The 18825-nt window shown below is 54.7% G+C and carries 9 protein-coding genes and 3 pseudogenes; 7 read left to right on the top strand and 5 right to left on the bottom strand.

Annotated features, from left to right (window positions below):
* Positions 1–9 precede the first annotated feature (9 nt).
* From MMW58_RS28865 to MMW58_RS28835, 7 genes and pseudogenes are all read left to right on the top strand, one after another.
* Positions 10–624: a hypothetical protein gene (locus MMW58_RS28865; RefSeq protein WP_032732092.1), complete on the top strand. Its 615-nt coding sequence runs from the start codon at positions 10–12 to the stop codon at positions 622–624.
* 194 nt (positions 625–818) lie between these two features.
* A complete protein-coding gene (gene traT, locus MMW58_RS28860) occupies positions 819–1550 on the top strand; it encodes a conjugal transfer complement resistance protein TraT (protein WP_032716670.1) in 732 nt (243 codons plus the stop codon).
* A 193-nt stretch (positions 1551–1743) separates the two neighbouring features.
* Complete coding sequence (traD, locus tag MMW58_RS28855) at positions 1744–4074, top strand: type IV conjugative transfer system coupling protein TraD (protein ID WP_032716692.1); 2331 nt, start codon at positions 1744–1746, stop codon at positions 4072–4074.
* Positions 4074–9335 carry a conjugative transfer relaxase/helicase TraI gene (gene traI, locus MMW58_RS28850; protein WP_241723813.1) on the top strand — a complete coding sequence of 1754 codons (5262 nt, stop codon included), beginning with the start codon at positions 4074–4076 and terminating at the stop codon, positions 9333–9335. The genes traD and traI overlap by 1 nt, the downstream gene beginning before the upstream one ends.
* Positions 9336–9427: 92 nt before the next feature.
* The gene (traX, locus tag MMW58_RS28845; protein WP_032700803.1) at positions 9428–10153 is read left to right on the top strand and encodes a type-F conjugative transfer system pilin acetylase TraX; all 726 of its coding nucleotides are present in this window, start codon (positions 9428–9430) and stop codon (positions 10151–10153) included.
* 141 nt (positions 10154–10294) lie between these two features.
* On the top strand, positions 10295–10882 hold the full coding sequence (locus MMW58_RS28840; protein ID WP_032716672.1) for a fertility inhibition protein FinO: 588 nt from the start codon (positions 10295–10297) through the stop codon (positions 10880–10882).
* 238 nt (positions 10883–11120) lie between these two features.
* Positions 11121–11816, top strand: a pseudogene (locus MMW58_RS28835) (IS1 family transposase).
* Between the two features lie 14 nt (positions 11817–11830).
* Here MMW58_RS28835 and MMW58_RS28830 read toward each other — a convergent pair.
* The 5 genes and pseudogenes from MMW58_RS28830 to MMW58_RS28810 all read right to left on the bottom strand — a co-directional run.
* Positions 11831–11971, bottom strand: a pseudogene (locus MMW58_RS28830) (maltose acetyltransferase domain-containing protein); the annotation flags it as partial.
* Between the two features lie 65 nt (positions 11972–12036).
* Positions 12037–13290: a lactose permease gene (gene lacY, locus MMW58_RS28825; RefSeq protein WP_004098904.1), complete on the bottom strand. Its 1254-nt coding sequence runs from the start codon at positions 13288–13290 to the stop codon at positions 12037–12039.
* Positions 13291–13341: 51 nt separating this feature from the next.
* Positions 13342–16416 carry a beta-galactosidase gene (lacZ, locus tag MMW58_RS28820; RefSeq protein ID WP_044349011.1) on the bottom strand — a complete coding sequence of 1025 codons (3075 nt, stop codon included), beginning with the start codon at positions 16414–16416 and terminating at the stop codon, positions 13342–13344.
* Between the two features lie 121 nt (positions 16417–16537).
* The gene (gene lacI / locus MMW58_RS28815; RefSeq protein WP_004152286.1) at positions 16538–17620 is read right to left on the bottom strand and encodes a DNA-binding transcriptional repressor LacI; all 1083 of its coding nucleotides are present in this window, start codon (positions 17618–17620) and stop codon (positions 16538–16540) included.
* A 160-nt stretch (positions 17621–17780) separates the two neighbouring features.
* Positions 17781–18749: pseudogene (locus MMW58_RS28810) on the bottom strand (IS5 family transposase).
* Between the last annotated feature and the right edge of the window lie 76 nt (positions 18750–18825).

Here is an 18825-nt window from a genome sequence, read left to right as displayed (position 1 = left end):
AGGTAAGCTATGAAATCTATTTTTTTGATAGTGATCCAATATGTGTCTTGTGTTCTGGCTGGATGGCAACTCCCTGAAACTCTTTTCATGGTATGTGCTTCCTTGATGTGGTTGATTGTTTTTAACTATGCGTTCTATCAGATAGGTAAAAACAAAAAACAAGCATTGGGGAAAGATAAGAGCATTGTCGGCTTAATGATTGTTTCTGTTTTCTCTCTATTTGGTCCAGTGTTTTGTATGTTTGCTATTGTTATGTACCCCTTGTATATACTAAACGTTCAGTTTGCTTTTTTTTCATTAAAAAAAATTGGTTCTCATGGTTATGGCGTTAAAAGTAGTAATGGTAAAGTGGTCAGCTTGAAATCATTTGATATGCAAAGAGATATATTTGATGCCAATGAATTACAGGGAGGTGGTTCTTCAACATCATTTAATCATAATCGGAATGACTTTAGCGTAGCTCCAGATGGCTTTGATTCATCAGTATCTGAACCTGAGTGGTTTCATGAAAGTGTTAGTCATACTAGATTTAGTATTGATGAGGTCAATCCCGCGAATGGTCTTCCAATGATTGGGAATGTCGATGTTTCTGGAAATCCATATGGAATTGATCGGCACGATTAGCAACTTATTTAAATGTTATTGACTATCAAATTTAGTAGCCTATTCATAGGCTGAAGTTTTTGTTTGATTATTATTGATTGTTGTATTTGTAGTTCCCTGCTCCCTTTCTTTTAAAATTTCGTTATAGTAAACGCGCGCTTTTTAATAAAAGAGAGCGTGTATCATTCATATTGATTATGTCACAAGGATTCAGGATGAAACTTAATAAAGTCATGGCTGTGATGGTCGTCAGTTCTGCACTGGTACTTTCGGGTTGTAGTGCAATGGGGACCGCAATTAAAAAGCGTAATCTGGAAGTCAAAACCCAGATGAGCGAAACAATCTGGCTTGAACCGTCAAATAATAAGACAGTTTATCTGCAAATAAAAAATACCTCCGATAAAGACATGAGCGGGCTCCAGTCTAAAATTACCAGTGCGGTCACTGCTAAGGGCTATCAGGTAGTCAGCAATCCTGATACGGCGGGCTACTGGATACAGGCGAATGTCCTGAAGGCCGACAAGATGGATCTTCGTGAAACCCAGGGCTGGTTAAGTCGGGGTTATGAAGGTGCAGCAACCGCGGGCGCACTGGGTGCGGGGATCACCGCCTATAACTCCAGTTCAGCAGGCGCGACTCTCGGTGTCGGCCTGGCGGCAGGTCTGGTCGGTATGGCGGCTGACGCAATGGTGGAAGACGTGAATTACACGATGATCACCGATGTGCAGATTTCAGAGCGCGCGAAAACGCAGGTGCAGACGGATAACGTCGCGGTATTACGACAAGGGACCTCCGGGGCTAAAGTGCAGACCAGCACTGAAACCGGTAATCAGCATAAATACCAGACACGTGTTGTCTCTAACGCCAATAAAGTGAATCTGAAATTCCCGGAAGCCCAGCCGGTTCTTGAAGACCAGCTGGCAAAATCCGTCGCTAATATTCTGTAGTTTAATCATTCCCGGGCCCGGACACTCCGGGCCATGCTGACAGAACGTCTTCCTGCCAGTCAGCTTTCATTCATTTTGTATCAGGTTTAACCCTCCAGAACGGTGAACAGGTGCGCAATTTATTTGTGCGCCTGCGAGGCGTTGCCGGCTGCTGCCGGAACATTTCTTCGCTTTGTATTTAAGGGCAATGATTATGAGTTTTAATGCCAAGGATATGACCCAGGGTGGTCAGATTGCCAATATGCGCTTTCGCATGTTTGGCCAGATTGCCAATATTATATTCTATGTGCTGTTTATTATTTTCTGGGTTTTGTGTGGACTGATGCTGATGTACCGGCTCAGCTGGCAGACCTTTGTGAATGGCTGCGTGTACTGGTGGTGTACCACCCTGGCACCCATGCGCGATATCATTCGCTCCCAGCCGGTCTATACGATTAATTACTACGGCAGATCACTGGAATATAATGCGGAACAAATCCTGGCCGATAAATACACTATCTGGTGTGGGGAGCAGCTGTGGACCAGTTTTGTGCTCGCTGCCGTGGTTTCTCTCGTCATCTGTATCGTGACGTTCTTTGTCGCCAGCTGGGTACTGGGCCGTCAGGGTAAACAGCAGAGCGAGGATGAGAATACCGGCGGGCGCCAGCTTTCCGATAAGCCCAAAGAAGTGGCCCGCCAGATGAAGCGTGACGGTATGGCCTCCGACATTAAAATCGGTGACTTACCGATATTGCTTAACTCCGAAATTCAGAACTTCTGTCTCCACGGTACCGTCGGTTCCGGTAAATCCGAGGTCATCCGCCGGCTGCTGAATTACGTTCGGGCCAGGGGGGACATGGCGATTATTTACGACCGCTCCTGTGAGTTTGTCAAAAGCTATTACGACCCGTCGCTGGATAAAATCCTCAACCCGCTGGATTCGCGCTGCGCCGCCTGGGATTTGTGGAAAGAGTGTCTGTCGCTGCCTGACTTCGACAACATCTCTAATACCCTTATTCCGATGGGGACCAAAGAGGACCCGTTCTGGCAGGGCTCTGGTCGCACCATCTTTGCTGAAGGCGCCTACCTGATGCGTGAGGACAAGGACCGCAGCTACGAGAAGCTGGTTGATACGATGCTCTCCATCAAAATCGACAAGCTGCGCGCCTATCTGCAGAACACGCCGGCGGCGAACCTGGTGGAAGAGAAGATTGAGAAAACCGCCATTAGTATTCGTGCGGTGCTGACCAACTACGTCAAGGCCATTCGCTACCTGCAGGGCATTGAGAAGAACGGCGAGCCGTTCACCATCAGGGACTGGATGCGCGGTGTCCGTGAGGACCGGCCCAATGGCTGGCTGTTTATTTCCTCCAATGCTGACACCCATGCCTCCCTGAAGCCGGTTATCTCGATGTGGCTGTCGATTGCCATTCGTGGCCTTCTGGCTATGGGGGAGAACCGTAACCGGCGCGTGTGGATTTTCGCTGATGAATTGCCCACGCTTCACAAATTACCTGACCTGGTCGAAATCCTTCCGGAAGCCCGTAAGTTTGGTGGCTGTTATGTCTTTGGTATTCAGTCTTATGCCCAGCTGGAAGATATCTACGGTGTTAAGCCAGCCGCCACGCTCTTTGACGTGATGAACACCCGGGCCTTCTTCCGCTCCCCGAGTAAAGAGATTGCCGAGTTTGCTGCCGGTGAAATTGGTGAGAAAGAAATCCTCAAGGCCAGCGAACAGTATTCCTACGGGGCTGACCCGGTACGTGACGGGGTGTCGACCGGGAAAGAAAAAGAGCGTGAAACGCTGGTCAGTTACTCGGATATTCAGACACTCCCGGACCTGTCCTGCTATGTCACGCTGCCCGGGCCGTATCCGGCCGTGAAGCTGGCCCTGAAGTACAAACCACGTCCGAAAATTGCCGAGGGATTTATTCAGCGCTCTCTCGATACGCGGGTGGATACACGACTCAGTGCCCTGCTGGAAGCCCGGGAAGCCGAAGGTAGTCTTGCAAGGGCGCTGTTTACGCCGGATGCACCGGCGCCTGATCCAGCTGAGAAAGACGTAAAAGTCGGGAATACACCTGAGCAAAGTCAGCCTGCGGAAAGCATCGAATCGCCTGCGACAGTCAAAGTACCGGCAACAGCCAAAACGCCGGCTGCCGATGAGATCGGTCAATCACCTGAAACTCCTGAGCCTGCGGCACCGGTCACGAAAGTGGTGACCGTTCCGTTAATCCGGCCCAGGTCTGCGACAGCAACGGGCACGGCTGCAGTTGCTACCACCGCAGCATCCACAACCAGCGCAACGACTGTGCCTGCAGGCGGGACGGAGCAGGAACTGGCGCAACAGCCTACAGAGCAGGGCCAGGACAGGCTGCCGGCCGGGATGAACGACGACGGTGTGATTGAAGATATGGATGCCTATGACGCCTGGCTGGCCGGTGAACAGACACAGCGGGATATGCAGCGACGCGAGGAGGTCAATATCAATCACAGCCACCGCCGCGATGAGCAGGATGATATTGAGATCGGAGGGAACTTCTGATGATGTCGATTGGCTCCGTAAAATCGGCGGGCAGCGCCGGTAACTACTATACGGACAAGGATAACTATTACGTTATCGGCAGCATGGATGAGCGCTGGCAGGGAAAAGGGGCTGAGGCACTGGGTCTGGAAGGGAAGCCGGTCGACAAGGCCGTGTTCACAGAGATTCTGAAAGGAAAGCTGCCGGACGGCAGCGACCTGACCCGGATGCAGGACGGCACCAACAAGCACCGCCCGGGCTACGATCTGACCTTTTCGGCGCCCAAAAGTGTCTCAGTGATGGCGATGCTGGGGGGAGACAAAAGACTTATTGACGCCCATAACCAGGCGGTGACAAAAGCGCTGCAGCAGGTGGAAACGCTGGCCGCCACCCGCGTGATGACCGATGGAAAAAGCGAAACTGTGCTGACCGGTAACCTTATTGTGGCGAAATTCACCCACGACACGAACCGTAACGAGGAGCCCCAGTTGCACACTCACGCCGTCGTCATGAATGCGACGCAGAACGGGGACAAGTGGCAGTCTCTTGGCACTGATACAGTCGGGAAAACGGGCTTTATCGAGAATGTCTACGCGAACCAGATAGCCTTCGGGAAAATCTACCGGGAGGAGCTCAAACCTCTCGTTGAGATACTTGGCTACAAAACCGAAGTCGTGGGCAAACACGGCATGTGGGAGATGAACGAGGTTCCGGTCGAGCCGTTTTCCACACGCACTCAGGAGGTCAGGGAGGCTGCGGGTCCTGACGCTTCTCTGAAGTCACGGGATGTGGCCGCCCTCGATACCCGCAAATCCAAAGCAGCCATCGATCCGGCCGAGAAGATGGTGGAATGGATGAACACGATGAAGGAGACCGGGTTTGATATGCGCAGCTACCGCGAGGATGCCGATAAGCGCGCAGCAGAGCTCGCCAGTGCGCCAGTCAGTCCGGTGAAAATGGACGGCCCTGATATCAGCGACGTGGTCACGAAAGCCATTGCCAGTCTCAGCGACCGGAAGGTGCAGTTCACCTACGCCGACCAGCTGGCCCGCACAGTCAGCCAGCTGGAAGCAAAACCCGGTGTGTTTGAGCAGGCCAGAACGGGTATCGATGCGGCGATCGAGCGCGAGCAGCTTATTCCTCTTGACCGGGAAAAAGGTCTCTTCACCTCGAATATCCACGTGCTGGATGAGCTCTCCGTGAAAGCGCTGAGCCAGGAGGTTCAGCGCCAGAACCACGTCTCTGTCACGCCGGATGCGTCTGTTGTCCGTCAGGCCCCCTTCAGCGATGCGGTCAGCGTGCTGGCTCAGGACCGGCCGGCGATGGGGATTGTCTCCGGGCAGGGTGGCGCGGCAGGTCAGCGGGAGCGGGTGGCCGAGCTGACCCTCATGGCCCGGGAGCAGGGACGCGACGTACATATTCTTGCTGCTGATAACCGCTCCCGTGATTTTCTCGCCGGGGATGCGCGGCTGGCCGGGGAGGCGGTGACCGGTAAATCCGCCCTGCAGGACGGGACCGCGTTTATCCCGGGGGGGACGCTTATCGTTGACCAGGCGGAGAAGCTGAGCCTGAAAGAGACAATTTCCCTGCTCGACGGCGCGATGCGCCATAACGTTCAGGTTCTGCTTTCTGACAGCGGCAAACGCAGCGGGACGGGGAGTGCGCTGACGGTTCTGAAGGACAGCGGCGTCAATACCTACCGCTGGCAGGGTGGACATCAGGTGACGGCAGACATCATCAGTGAGCCGGACAAAGGGGCACGCTACAGCCTGCTGGCGCAGGAATTTGCCGCCAGCGTGCGTGAGGGACAGGAAAGCGTGGCGCAAATCAGCGGGACGCGTGAACAGAATGTGCTCAACAGCGTTATCCGCGACACCCTCAAAAATGAAGGTGTGCTCGGAGAGAAGGAGATGACGGTCACCGCCCTGACGCCGGTGTGGCTGGACAGCAAAAGCCGGGGCGTGCGGGACTATTACCGCGAAGGGATGGTGATGGAGCGGTGGGACCCGGAGACCCGGAAGCATGACCGCTTTGTCATTGACCGGGTGACCGCCAGCAGCAACATGCTGACCCTGAAGGACAAAGAAGGGGAGCGCCTGGATATGAAAGTTTCCGCCGTCGACAGCCAGTGGACGTTGTTCCGGGCCGATAAACTGCCGGTGGCGGAAGGGGAGCGTCTGGCCGTGCTGGGAAAAATCCCCGATACACGGCTGAAGGGTGGTGAGAGCATCACCGTGCTCAAATCCGGGGACGGGCAGCTGACGGTGCAGCGCCCCGGGCAGAAAACCACCCAGTCGCTTTCTGTCGGCAGCAGCCCGTTCGACGGTATCAAGGTCGGGCACGGCTGGGTGGAAAGTCCCGGCAGGTCGGTCAGCGAGACGGCAACGGTTTTTGCGTCTGTGACGCAGCGTGAGCTGGATAACGCCACACTCAACCAGCTGGCGCAGAGCGGAAGTCACCTCCGGCTGTACTCCGCGCAGGATGCGGCGCGCACGATGGAGAAGCTGGCGCGACATACCGCGTTCAGCGTGGTGTCGGAGCAGTTGAAGGCCCGTTCCGGAGAGACAGACCTCGATGCGGCCATCGCACAGCAGAAGGCCGGGCTGCATACCCCGGCAGAGCAGGCCATCCACCTTTCCGTTCCCCTGCTGGAAAGCGATGACCTGACGTTTACCCGGCCACAGTTGCTGGCCACGGCGCTGGAAACCGGGGGCGGTAAGGTATCGATGGCGGATATCGACACGACCATTCAGGCACAAATCAGGTCGGGGCAGTTGCTGAATGTGAGCGTCTCTTCTGGCCACGGCAACGACCTGCTGATATCCAGGCAGACCTGGGATGCCGAGAAAAGCATCCTGACCCGGGTACTTGAAGGCAAAGACGCGGTGGCCCCCCTGATGGACCGCGTGCCGGCCAGTCTGATGACGGGCCTGACCGCCGGACAGCGGGCGTCGACCCGGATGATTCTGGAAACCCCGGACCGGTTCACGGTGGTTCAGGGGTATGCCGGGGTGGGGAAAACCACCCAGTTCCGGGCTGTCACGAGTGCCATCAGTCTGCTGCCGGAAGAGACCCGCCCGCGCGTCATCGGTCTGGCGCCGACACATCGCGCGGTCGGGGAAATGCAGAGCGCCGGCGTGGACGCGCGGACGACGGCGTCGTTCCTCCACGACACGCAGCTGCTGCTGCGCAACGGGCAGACACCCGATTTCAGCAACACGCTGTTTCTGATCGATGAGAGTTCGATGGTGGGGTTGTCAGACAAGGCGAAAGCCCTGAGCCTTATTGCGGCCGGGGGAGGTCGCGCAGTGTCCAGCGGGGATACCGACCAGCTGCAGTCCATTTCGCCGGGGCAGCCGTTCAGGCTGATGCAGCAGCGCAGCGCCGCGGATGTGGCCATCATGAAAGAGATTGTGCGCCAGGTACCTGAGCTGCGACCGGCAGTCTACAGCCTGATTGACCGGGATGTGCACCGCGCCCTGACCACCATTGAGCAGGTCACGCCGGAGCAAGTGCCGAGAAAAGAAGGCGCCTGGGCGCCGGGCAGTTCTGTGGTGGAATTCACGCGGGCACAGGAGAAGGCGATTCAGGAGGCACTGAAGAAAGGCGAAAGCGTGCCGGCAGGTCAGCCCGCGACGCTCTACGAGGCTCTGGTGAAGGACTACGCTGGTCGCACCCCGGAGGCACAGTCGCAGACGCTGGTGATCACCCATCTGAATAAGGACCGGCGGGCGCTGAACGGTCTGATCCATGACGCTCGGCGGGAGAACGGGGAAACCGGCAAAGAGGAAATCACCCTGCCGGTGCTGGTCACGAGTAACATCCGTGACGGTGAACTGCGCAGACTGTCGACCTGGACGGCTCACAAGGAGGCGGTGGCGCTGGTTGATAACGTATACCACCGTATCAGCAAAGTGGATAAGGATAATCAGCTGATCACCCTGACAGACAGTGAAGGAAAGGAGCGATTTATCTCACCCCGGGAGGCATCGGCAGAAGGCGTGACGCTCTATCGCCGGGAAGATATCACCGTGTCTGAGGGGGACCGAATGCGCTTCAGCAAAAGTGACCCGGAGCGCGGCTATGTGGCCAACAGCGTGTGGGAGGTAAAATCCGTCTCAGGTGACAGTGTCACGTTGTCGGACGGCAAAACCTCCCGGACACTGAACCCGAAGGCCGACGAGGCGCAACGCCATATTGATCTGGCGTATGCCATTACCGCTCACGGGGCCCAGGGGGCCAGTGAACCGTTTGCCATCGCGCTGGAGGGCGTGGCGGAGGGCCGAAAAGCGATGGCCAGCTTCGAATCCGCCTATGTCGGGTTATCGCGTATGAAACAGCATGTTCAGGTCTATACCGACAGCCGGGAGGGCTGGATAAAAGCAATTAATGCCTCGCCCTCGAAAGCGACGGCGCACGATATTCTTGCGCCGCGTAATGACCGGGCGGTACACACTGCGGAGCAGCTGTTCAGCCGTGCGCGACCGATGAATGAAACCGCGGCAGGCCGCGCGGCGCTGCAGCAGTCCGGCCTTGCGAAGGGGATATCGCCCGGAAAATTCATTTCGCCCGGAAAACAGTATCCGCAGCCCCACGTGGCGCTGCCGGTGTATGACAAGAACGGGAAAGAAGCCGGGATCTGGCTCAGTTCGCTGACGGACAGCGACGGCCGCCTGCAGGTGATGGGGGGCGAGGGACGGGTGATGGGCAATGAAGATGCCCGCTTTGTGGCGCTGCAGGGGAGCCGGAACGGCGAGAGCCTGCTGGCCGGGAATATGGGAGAGGGCGTCAGGGTCGCCCGCGATAACCCTGACAGCGGCGTGGTAGTGCGCCTTGCTGGCGATGACCGCCCCTGGAATCCGGGCGCCATCACCGGCGGACGCGTCTGGGCAGATCCGATACCGGTAGTTTCACCGGAGGCGGCAGGAACTGACATTCCGCTTCCGCCAGAAGTGCTGGCACAGCGGGCCGCGGAAGAGGCGCAGCGTCAGAATATGGAGAAACAGGCGGAACAGACTGCCCGGGAAGTGGCCGGGGACGGGCGTAAAGCCGGCGAATCTGAAGACCGGGTAAAAGAGGTCATCGGAGACGTCATTCGCGGTCTGGAGCGCGAAAAACCGGGTGAAGAGAAGATGACCCTGCCCGACGATCCACAGACCCGGAAACAGGAAGCGGCCGTTCAGCAGGTGGCTCAGGAGAGCCTTCAGCGGGAGCGCCTGCAGCAGATGGAGCGCGATATGGTTCGTGATCTCAATCGTGAGAAAACGCTCGGGGGCGACTGACGCGCCTGCGGCTTGTCTGCCCCGGCATCCTTCCCGATTAAAAATCGGGCACCCTGCCGGGGCGCGATGTAAGGGATAAAAAGGACATAAAGATGACAACACATGTAATGCGCCTCAGTGCCGCTGACCGCTGGCTGCAGGCACTCCTGACCTGGACGCCCGGGCAGACGGATATGATTAAAACGGTGGCCCTGGTCCTGATGGTCACCGACCATGCAGGCTTATTGCTGGCCCACAATAACGAGATCATGCGCCTGCTGGGGCGGGGATGTTTTCCGCTGTTCGGTCTGGTGTGGGGGGTGAACCTGGCGCGGCACGGCCAAATTCGCCAGTCGCAGCTGAACAGTCTGTGGGGCTGGGCGTTGGTCGCCCAGGTGTCTTTTATGCTGATTGGATATCCGTGGTACACGGGGAATATTCTGTTTGCCTTTGCGGTGACCGGCCAGGCCCTGCGGTGGTTCAGCCAGCCTTCCCGGCAATATGTTCTGCTGGCCATGACACTCCTGGCGGCGTGGATACCGCTGTCATCCGGCAGCTACGGTGCGGCCGGGGTGGGCATGCTTATCGCCGGCTGGTTTCTCTGTCGGGCAGAACGTGCTACGGAACGGCTGGGATACGGCGTGCTGTGGGCCATCATGGTGTTATTGATGAACCCGAACGACGTGAGTGAGTCGGTGGCCGGGTTGACCATTGCGCTGCTGGCATTGATGGTGTGTTCATCTGCCGGGGAACGTGTGAAACGTTTCTGGCCACGTCATTTCTTCGTGATGTTCTATGCCGTGCATCTGGCGGTGCTGGGTATCGTTGTCTCGATGTAAAAAAGCCCGGACATCAGTCCGGGCAGCAATTGCGCAGACATCTAATATTAGGATAAACGGGGCCTACGCCCTGAAAGGATGCGCTTTTGACCGTGTTCACGTATCTTATAGTCTGGTTCCTGTCAGATAAAAAACCTTGTTATGACTGAAGAAAAACGCCCTGTACTGAGTCTGAAAAGAAAGCCGGCAGCGGATACCGCGGCGACCGGGACCCCTGAGACGCCCGTAGTGGTACGGCGTAAAAAAGTGGTGGTGGTCACGACGCCTCCGGCCTGGAAGGTAAAGAAGGAGAAGCTGGAGCGGGCCAAAAAGGCTGACGAAGCCGCAGCACGTGAATCTGCGCCGGTGGTCAACGCGGTAAAGCCACCGCCTCCGGTCCGATATCTGCGCCTGCTGCCGCCGGAACAGGCCATCATGACTTTGAAGGCGTTCTGGCCACAGTTGTTCGACGGTAATGTGCCACGTCTGCTGGCGACGGGGATGCGTGATCATCTGTTTGCGGACATTACGCAACGCAACCTCCCGCTGTCGCATAAACAGGTGATTAAGTGCCTGAAAAGCCTGACGCGTTCAGAAGAGTATCTTTCCCTGATGCAGGCTGGCGCTCCCCGGTATGACCTGCAGGGAAATATTGTGGCGACCGTGACGCCAGAAGAAGAAAACTATGCCCGTGAACGGAGAGTGCGCCAGAGCCGCCTGAGTGCCCGAATACAGAGTCAGACGCTTTAATTCATTCTCTGCCACAAATAAATTTATCTGTAAATGCTCCTGCTAAAGAATTTAACCTCTTTAGCAGTCGGGCATTCTTTTATCTACACTGAAACTTTTAAAGGAATAAAAATGAAACGTAAAATATATTTGCTGCTTCCATTTATTTTCGCCACCTTTGTTAATAACAGCGTTGCTCAAGAGGGTAATGGTGCCAACTTACTGATTTAGTGTACGATGGTGTTTTTGAGGTGCTCCCGTGGCTTACATCTCCATCAGTTGTCCCTCCTGCTCAGCTACTGAAGGCGTGGTGCGTAACGGTAAAAGTACTGCCGGACATCAGCGCTATCTCTGCTCTCACTGCCGTAAAACATGGCAGCTACAGTTCACTTACACCGCCTCTCAGCCCGGTACACACCAGAAAATTATTGATATGGCCATGAATGGCGTCGGATGTCGCGCCAGTGCACGCATTATGGGCGTTGGCCTCAACACGATTTTACGACACTTAAAAAACTCAGGCCGCAGTCGGTAAACTCACGCATACAGCCGGGCAGTGACGTCATCGTCTGCGCGGAAATGGACGAACATTGGGGCTATGTCGGGGCTAAATCGCGCCAGCGCTGGCTGTTTTACGCGTATGACAGGCTCCGGAAGACGGTTTGCGCACGTATTCGGTGAACGCACTATGGCGACGCTGGGGCGTCTTATGAGCCTGCTGTCACCCTTTGACGTGGTGATATGGATGACGGATGGCTGGCCGCTGTATGAATCCCGCCTGAAGGGAAAGCTGCACGTAATCAGCAAGCGATATACGCAGCGAATTGAGCGGCATAACCTGAATCTGAGGCAGCACCTGGCACGGCTGGGACGGAAGTCGCTGTCGCTCTCAAAATCGGTGGATCTGCATGACAAAGTCATCGGGCATTATCTGAACATAAAACACTATCAATAAGTTGGAGTCATTACCCTTTTTTCAACTTCTGATGGATGCGAGTGATTGAACTCATACATTAATGTTTTCCCACGAAGTCTTTTTTCAGGTAAGCCTTCGCACATATCGGTAAATAGCTTGCCTGCTTTTATTTTTTCTGTCATCGACATGTTCATTTTTAACATTCCGTCCTGATAAGTTGGTCGGATAAGGCGCTCGCGCCGTATCCGACATTAATTTCTTAAGCGACTTCATTCACCTTGCGACGCAGCAGGGAAAGTGGGCCGGGGCCGCTAAGCGTGAACACGGAAATTAAGGTGAAGCCCAGCGCCACCAGACCCAGCACCAGGTAAGCGCCCTGGAAACCGATGCTTTCATACATATTGCCCGCCAGAATAGACATAAAAATCATCGCCAGTTGCTTAAAGAAGCAGAAACAGACCAGATAAATCGTCGCTGAAAAACGCACTTCAAACTGGCTGGTAATATATTTAAAGCAGCCCACCAGCAGGAACGGTACTTCAAACATATGCAGCGTTTTCAGAATAACCACTTCCAGTGCTGAGGTAGCGAACGATGAGCCAATAATACGTACTGACATAATAGTGCCAGCCAGCAGCAGGGCGTTTTTCCCACCGATGCGATTAATGATCAGTGGCGCAAAAAACATAATCGAGGCGTTAAGTAATTCGCCCATTGTCGTTACGTAGCCAAATACCCGCGTACCCTGTTCACCGGTAGCAAAGAACGAAGTAAAGAAATTAGCAAACTGTTGGTCAAAAACATCGTAGGTGCAGGAAACGCCAATAACATACAGTGACAAAAACCACAGTTTTGGCTGTCTGAACAGTTCCAGCGCCAGCTTAAGGCTAAATGCCGAATGGTTGGCACCTACCGCATTGGCAACCGTGGCAGAAGAGGGCGCATCCGTTTTGGCGAAAAAGAGTAAAACGGCGAGGATGAATGCACAGCCAGAACCCAGCCAGAAAACAAACTGATTATTGATGGTGAACATGATGCCGACAATCGAGGCACACAGCGCCCAGCCAACACAGCCAAACATCCGCGCGCGACCAAATTCGAAATTACTGCGACGGCTGACTTTCTCGATAAATGCCTCTACTGCTGGCGCACCGGCGTTAAAACAAAAGCCTAGATAAATACCACCAACAATCGATCCTACTAAAATGTTGTATTGTAACAGTGGCCCGAAGATAAAAATAAAGAACGGCGCAAACATCACTAACATGCCGGTAATAATCCACAGCAGGTATTTGCGCAGCCCGAGTTTGTCAGAAAGCAGACCAAAAAGCGGTTGGAATAATAGCGAGAACAGAGAAATAGCGGCAAAAATAATACCCGTATCACTTTTGCTGATATGGTTGATGTCATGTAGCCAAATCGGGAAAAACGGGAAGTAGGCTCCCATGATAAAAAAGTAAAAGAAAAAGAATAAACCGAACATCCAAAAGTTTGTGTTTTTTAAATAGTACATAATGGATTTCCTTACGCGAAATACGGGCAGACATGGCCTGCCCGGTTATTATTATTTTTGACACCAGAGCAACTGGTAATGGTAGCTACCGGCGCTAAGCTGGAATTCCGCCGACACTGACGGGCTCCAGGAGTCGTCGCCACCAATCCCCATATGGAAACCGTCGATATTCAGCCATGTGCCTTCTTCCGCATGCAGCAGATGGCGATGGCTGGTTTCCATCAGTTGCTGTTGACTGTAGCGGCTGATGTTGAACTGGAAGTCGCCGCGCCACTGGTGTGGGCCATAATTCAATTCGCGCGTCCCGCAGCGCAGACCGTTTTCGCTCGGGAAGACGTACGGGGTATACATGTCTGACAATGGCAGATCCCAGCGGTCAAAACAGGCCGCAGTAAGGCGGTCGGGATAGTTTTCTTGCGGCCCTAATCCGAGCCAGTTTACCCGCTCTGCTACCTGCGCCAGCTGGCAGGTCAGGCCAATCCGCGCCGGATGTGGCGTATTGCTCGCCACTTCAACATCAACGGTAATCGCCATTTGACCACTTCCATCAATCCGGTAGGTTTTCCGGCTGATAAATAAGGTTTTCCCCTGATGCTGCCACGCGTGGACCGTGGTAATCAGCACCGCGTCGGCAAGTGTATCTGCCGTGCACTGCAACAACGCTGCTTCGGCCTGGTAATGGCCCGCCGCCTTCCAGCGTTCGACCCAGGCGTTAGGGTCAATGCGGGTCGTTTCACTTACGCCAATGTCATTATCCAGCGGTGCACGGGTGAATTGATCGCGCAGCGGCGTCAGCAGTTGTTTTTCATCGCCGATCCACATTTGTGAAAGAAGACCTGACAACCGGTTAAATTGCCAACGCTTATTACCAAGTTCGATGCAAAAATCCGTTTCGCTGGTGGTCAGTTGCGGGATGGCGTGGGGCGCGGAGGGTTGTGTCACGCTGAGGTTTTCCGCCAGACGCCATTGCTGCCAGGCGCTGATGTGCCCGGCTGCTGACCATGTGGTCGCGTTCGGTTGCACTACGTGAACCGTTAGCCAGAGTTGCCCGGTGCTCTCCGGCTGCGGTAGTTCAGGCAGTTCAATCAACTGTTTTCCTTGTGGAGCGACATCCAGAGGCACTTCACCGCTTGTCAGCAGCTTGCCATCCAGCGCCACCATCCAGCGCAGGAGCTCGTTATCGCTATGACGGAACAGGTATTCGCTGGTCACTTCGATGGTTTGCCCGGATAAACGGAACTGGAAAAACTGCTGCTGGTGTTTTGCTTCTGTCAGCGCTGGATGCGGCGTGCGGTCTGCAAAGACCAGACCGTTCATGCAGAACTGGCGATCGTTCGGCGTATCGCCAAAATCACCGCCGTAAGCCGACCACGGGTTGCCGTTTTCATCATATTTAATCAGCGATTGATCGACCCAGTCCCAGACGAAGCCGCCCTGTAAACGGGGGTATTGACGAAACGCCTGCCAGTATTTAGCGAAGCCACCAAGACTGTTACCCATTGCGTGGGCATATTCGCAAAGGATCAGCGGACGCAGTTCTCCAGGCAGCGAAAGCCATTTTTTGATGGACCATTTCGGCACAGCCGGGAAGGGCTGGTCTTCATCCACACGCGCGTACATCGGGCAAATAATATCGGTTGCGGAGGTGTCGGCTCCGCCGCCTTCATACTGTACCGGGCGGGAAGGATCGACAGATTTAATCCAGCGATAGAGCGCATCGTGATTAGCACCGTGGCCTGATTCATTCCCCAGCGACCAGATGATCACACTCGGGTGATTACGATCGCGCTGCACCATTCGCGTTACGCGTTCGCTCATCGCGGGTAGCCAGAGCGGATCATCGGTCAGACGATTCATTGGCACCATGCCGTGGGTTTCAATATTGGCTTCATCCACCACGTACAGGCCGTAGCGGTCGCACAACGTGTACCACAGCGGATGATTCGGATAATGCGAACAGCGCACGGCGTTAAAGTTGTTCTGCTTCATCAGCAGGATATCCTGCACCATCGTCTGCTCATCCATGACCTGACCATGCAGAGGATGATGCTCGTGACGGTTAACACCGCGAATCAACAACGGCTTGCCGTTCAGCAGCAGCAGGCCATTTTCAATCCGCACCTCGCGGAAACCGACATCGCAGGCTTCTGCTTCAATTAGCATGCCGTCGGCGGTGTGCAGTTCAATCACCGCACGGTAGAGATTCGGGATTTCGGCGCTCCACAGCGCCGGGTTTTCGACGTTCAGACGTAGCGTGACGCGATTGGCATAACCGCCACGCTCATCGATAATTTCACCGCCGAAAGGCGCGGTGCCGCTGGCGACCTGTGTTTCACCCTGCCACAAAGAAACCGTCACCCTCAGCTCATCGCGCAGCACGCCGTACATCTGAACTTTTGCCTCCAGTACAGCGCGGCTGAAATCATCATTAAAGTGAGTAACAACATGGAAATCGCTGATTTGTGTGGTCGGTTTGTGCAGCAACGAGACGTCACGGAAAATGCCGCTCATCCGCCACATATCCTGATCTTCCAGATAATTGCCGTTACTCCAGCGCAGCACCATCACCGCGAGGCGGTTTTCTCCGGCGTGTAAAAATGCGCTCAGGTCAAATTCAGACGGCAAACGACTGTCCTGTCCGTAACCGACCCAGCGCCCGTTGCACCACAAATGAAACGCCGAGTTAACACCATCAAAAATAATTCGCGTCTGGCCTTCCTGTAGCCAGCTTTCATCAATATTAAATGTGAGCGAGTAACAACCCGTCGGATTCTCCGTGGGAACATACGGCGGATTGACCGCAATGGGATAGGTCACGTTGGTGTAGATAGGCGCATCGTAACCGTGCATCTGCCAGTTTGAGGGGACGATGACAGTATCGGCGTCAGGAAGATCACGCTCCAGCCAGCTTTCTGGTACCGCTTCTGGTGCCGGAAACCAGGCAAAGCGCCATTCACCATTCAGGCTGCGCGACTCTTGGGAAGGGCGATCGGTGCGAGCCTCTTCGCTATTACGCCAGCTGGCGAAAGGGGGATGTGCCGCAAGGCGATTAAGTTGGGTAACGCCAGGGTTTTCCCAGTCACGACGTTGTAATACGACGGCCAGTGAATCCGTAATCATTGTCATAGTTGTATCCTGTGTGAATTGTTATCCGCTCACATTTTCGCATAACATACGAGCCGGACACATAGAGTGTAAAGCCTGGGGTGCCTAATGAGTGAGCTGACTCACATTAATTGCGTTGCGCTCACTGCCCGCTTTCAAGTCGGGAAACTTGTCGTGCCAGCTGCATTAAGGAATCTGCCAACGTGCGGGGAGAGGTGGTTTGCGTATTGGGCGGTAGGGTGGTTTTTCTTTTCACCAGTGAGACGGGCAACAGCTGATTGCTCTTCACCGCCTGGCCCTGAGAGAGTTTCAGCAAGCGGTCCACGCTAGTTTTCCCCAGCAGGCGAAAATCCTGTTTGATGGTGGTTAACGGCGGGATATAACACGAGCTGTCTTCGGTATCGTCGTATCCCACTACCGAGATATCCGCACCAACGCGCAGCCCGGACTCGGTAATAGCGCGCATTGCGCCCAGCGCCATCTGATCGTTGGCAACCAGCATCGCAGTGGGAACGATGCCCTCATTCAGCATTTGCATAGTTTGTTGAAAACCGGACATGGCACTCCAGTCGCCTTCCCGTTCCGCTATCGGATGAATTTGATTGCGTGTGAGATATTTATGCCAGTCCGCCAGACGCAGACGCGCCGAGACAGAACTTAATGGACCGGCTAACAACGCGATTTGCTGGTGACCCAATGCGATCAGATGCTCCACGCCCAGTCGCGTACCGTCTTCATGGGAAAAAATAATACTGTTGATGGGAGTCTGGTCAGAGACATCAAGAAATAGGGCCGGAACATTAGCGCAGGCAGCTTCCACAGCAATGGCATCCTCGTCATCCAGCGGATAGTTAATGATCAGACCACTGACGCGTTGCGCGAGAAGGTTATGTACCGCCGCTTTACAGGCTTCGACGCTGCTTCGTTCTACCATCGACACCACCACGCTGGCACCCAGTTGATCGGCGCGAGATTTAATCGCCGCGACAATTTGCGACGGCGCGTGCAGGGCCAGACTGGAGGTAGCAACGCCAATCAGCAACGACTGTTTGCCCGCCAGTTGTTGTGCCACGCGGTTGGGAATGTAGTTCAGCTGCGCCATCGCCGCTTCCACCTTTTCCCGCGTTTTCGCAGAGACGTGGCTGGCCTGGTTCACCACGCGGGAAACGGTCTGATAAGAGACACCGGCATACTCTGCGACATCGTATAGCGTTACTGGTTTCACATTTACCACCCTGAATTGACTCTCTTCGGGTGCTATCATGCCATACCACGAAATGTTTTGCGCCATTCGGAGGGGGCACGCCGAAGTGAGATTCAAAATGCCGACGGCTTTGTTGAATAAATAAGATTTCTTGCGAACGACCCTGTAGCTGGCTGGATTTTCAGGCAATACGCACGCTTTCTGGCATCCCAGCCTTTGTCATCCTGTTCAACGCACGCACCATGGCCATAGCTTCCGCTACCTGACCATCGTAGTCACGCAGCGTCAGTGAATCTCCCAACAACTGCTTCATTCTGTACATTGCCGTTTCCGCTATCGAGCGACGGTTATATTCCGTTGTCCATTTCCACCGTGCATTGCTTCCGCTCAGCCGCTGATTAGCAACGGCACGGTTGCGGTCTGCGTACTCACCGGGCTAGTAACCTGCTCCTTTTCGGGGAGGAATAAGCGCGCTGATTTTTTTGCGGCGCAGTTCATCGTGACAGAGCCGGGTATCGTAAGCCCCGTCTGCCGCGGCTGCCCTGATTTTTCTGTGAGTCTGCCGGATAAGGCCCGGGAAGGCTTCTGAGTCCGTGACGTTATTCAGCGACAGGTCTGCACAGACAACTTCATGTGTGTTGCTGTCAACAGCAAGATGCAACTTTCGCCAGATACGACGGCGCTCTTTGCCGTGCTTTCTGACTTTCCATTCGCCTTCACCAAAGACCTTCAGCCCGGTGGAATCAATCACCAGGTGTGCGATTTCACCCCGGGTGGACGTTTTGAAACTGACATTAACCGACTTTGCCCGCTTACTGACACTGGTGTAATCCGGGCAGCGCAACGGAACGTTCATCAGGGCAAAAATGGAATCAATAAAACCCTGCGCAGCCCGCAGGGTCAGCCGGAATACGCGTTTAATCACCAGAACGGTGGTGATGGCGAGATCAGAATAGCGCTGGGGCCTTCCTCGTGATGAAGGCGTTGCCGACTCATACCAGGCCTGAATCGCCTCATCATCCAGCCAGAAAGTGAGGGAGCCACGGTTGATGAGAGCTTTGTTGTAGGTGGACCAGTTGGTGATTCTGAACTTTTGCTTTGCCACGGAATGGTCTGTGTTGTCGGGAGGATGCGTGATCTGATCCTTCAACTCAGCAAAAGTTCGATTTATTCAACAAAGCCATTTAGATCATGACACACATATTACAAAGCCGGCCAAAATAATC

The organism is Klebsiella sp. HC6, from assembly GCF_022605325.1.
GTDB lineage: Bacteria > Pseudomonadota > Gammaproteobacteria > Enterobacterales > Enterobacteriaceae > Klebsiella > Klebsiella terrigena.
This window is presented reverse-complemented; position numbering and strand designations above follow the sequence as displayed.

Excerpts from the sequence above, each read along its gene's own strand:
- traT (WP_032716670.1), top strand. The coding sequence starts at position 819 with ATGAAACTTAATAAAGTCATGGCTGTGATGGTCGTCAGTTCTGCACTG.
- MMW58_RS28865 (WP_032732092.1), top strand. The coding sequence starts at position 10 with ATGAAATCTATTTTTTTGATAGTGATCCAATATGTGTCTTGTGTTCTG.
- MMW58_RS28840 (WP_032716672.1), top strand. The coding sequence starts at position 10,295 with ATGACTGAAGAAAAACGCCCTGTACTGAGTCTGAAAAGAAAGCCGGCA.
- traI (WP_241723813.1), top strand. The coding sequence starts at position 4,074 with ATGATGTCGATTGGCTCCGTAAAATCGGCGGGCAGCGCCGGTAACTAC.
- traD (WP_032716692.1), top strand. The coding sequence starts at position 1,744 with ATGAGTTTTAATGCCAAGGATATGACCCAGGGTGGTCAGATTGCCAAT.
- traX (WP_032700803.1), top strand. The coding sequence starts at position 9,428 with ATGACAACACATGTAATGCGCCTCAGTGCCGCTGACCGCTGGCTGCAG.
- lacY (WP_004098904.1), bottom strand. The coding sequence starts at position 13,290 with ATGTACTATTTAAAAAACACAAACTTTTGGATGTTCGGTTTATTCTTT.
- lacZ (WP_044349011.1), bottom strand. The coding sequence starts at position 16,416 with ATGACAATGATTACGGATTCACTGGCCGTCGTATTACAACGTCGTGAC.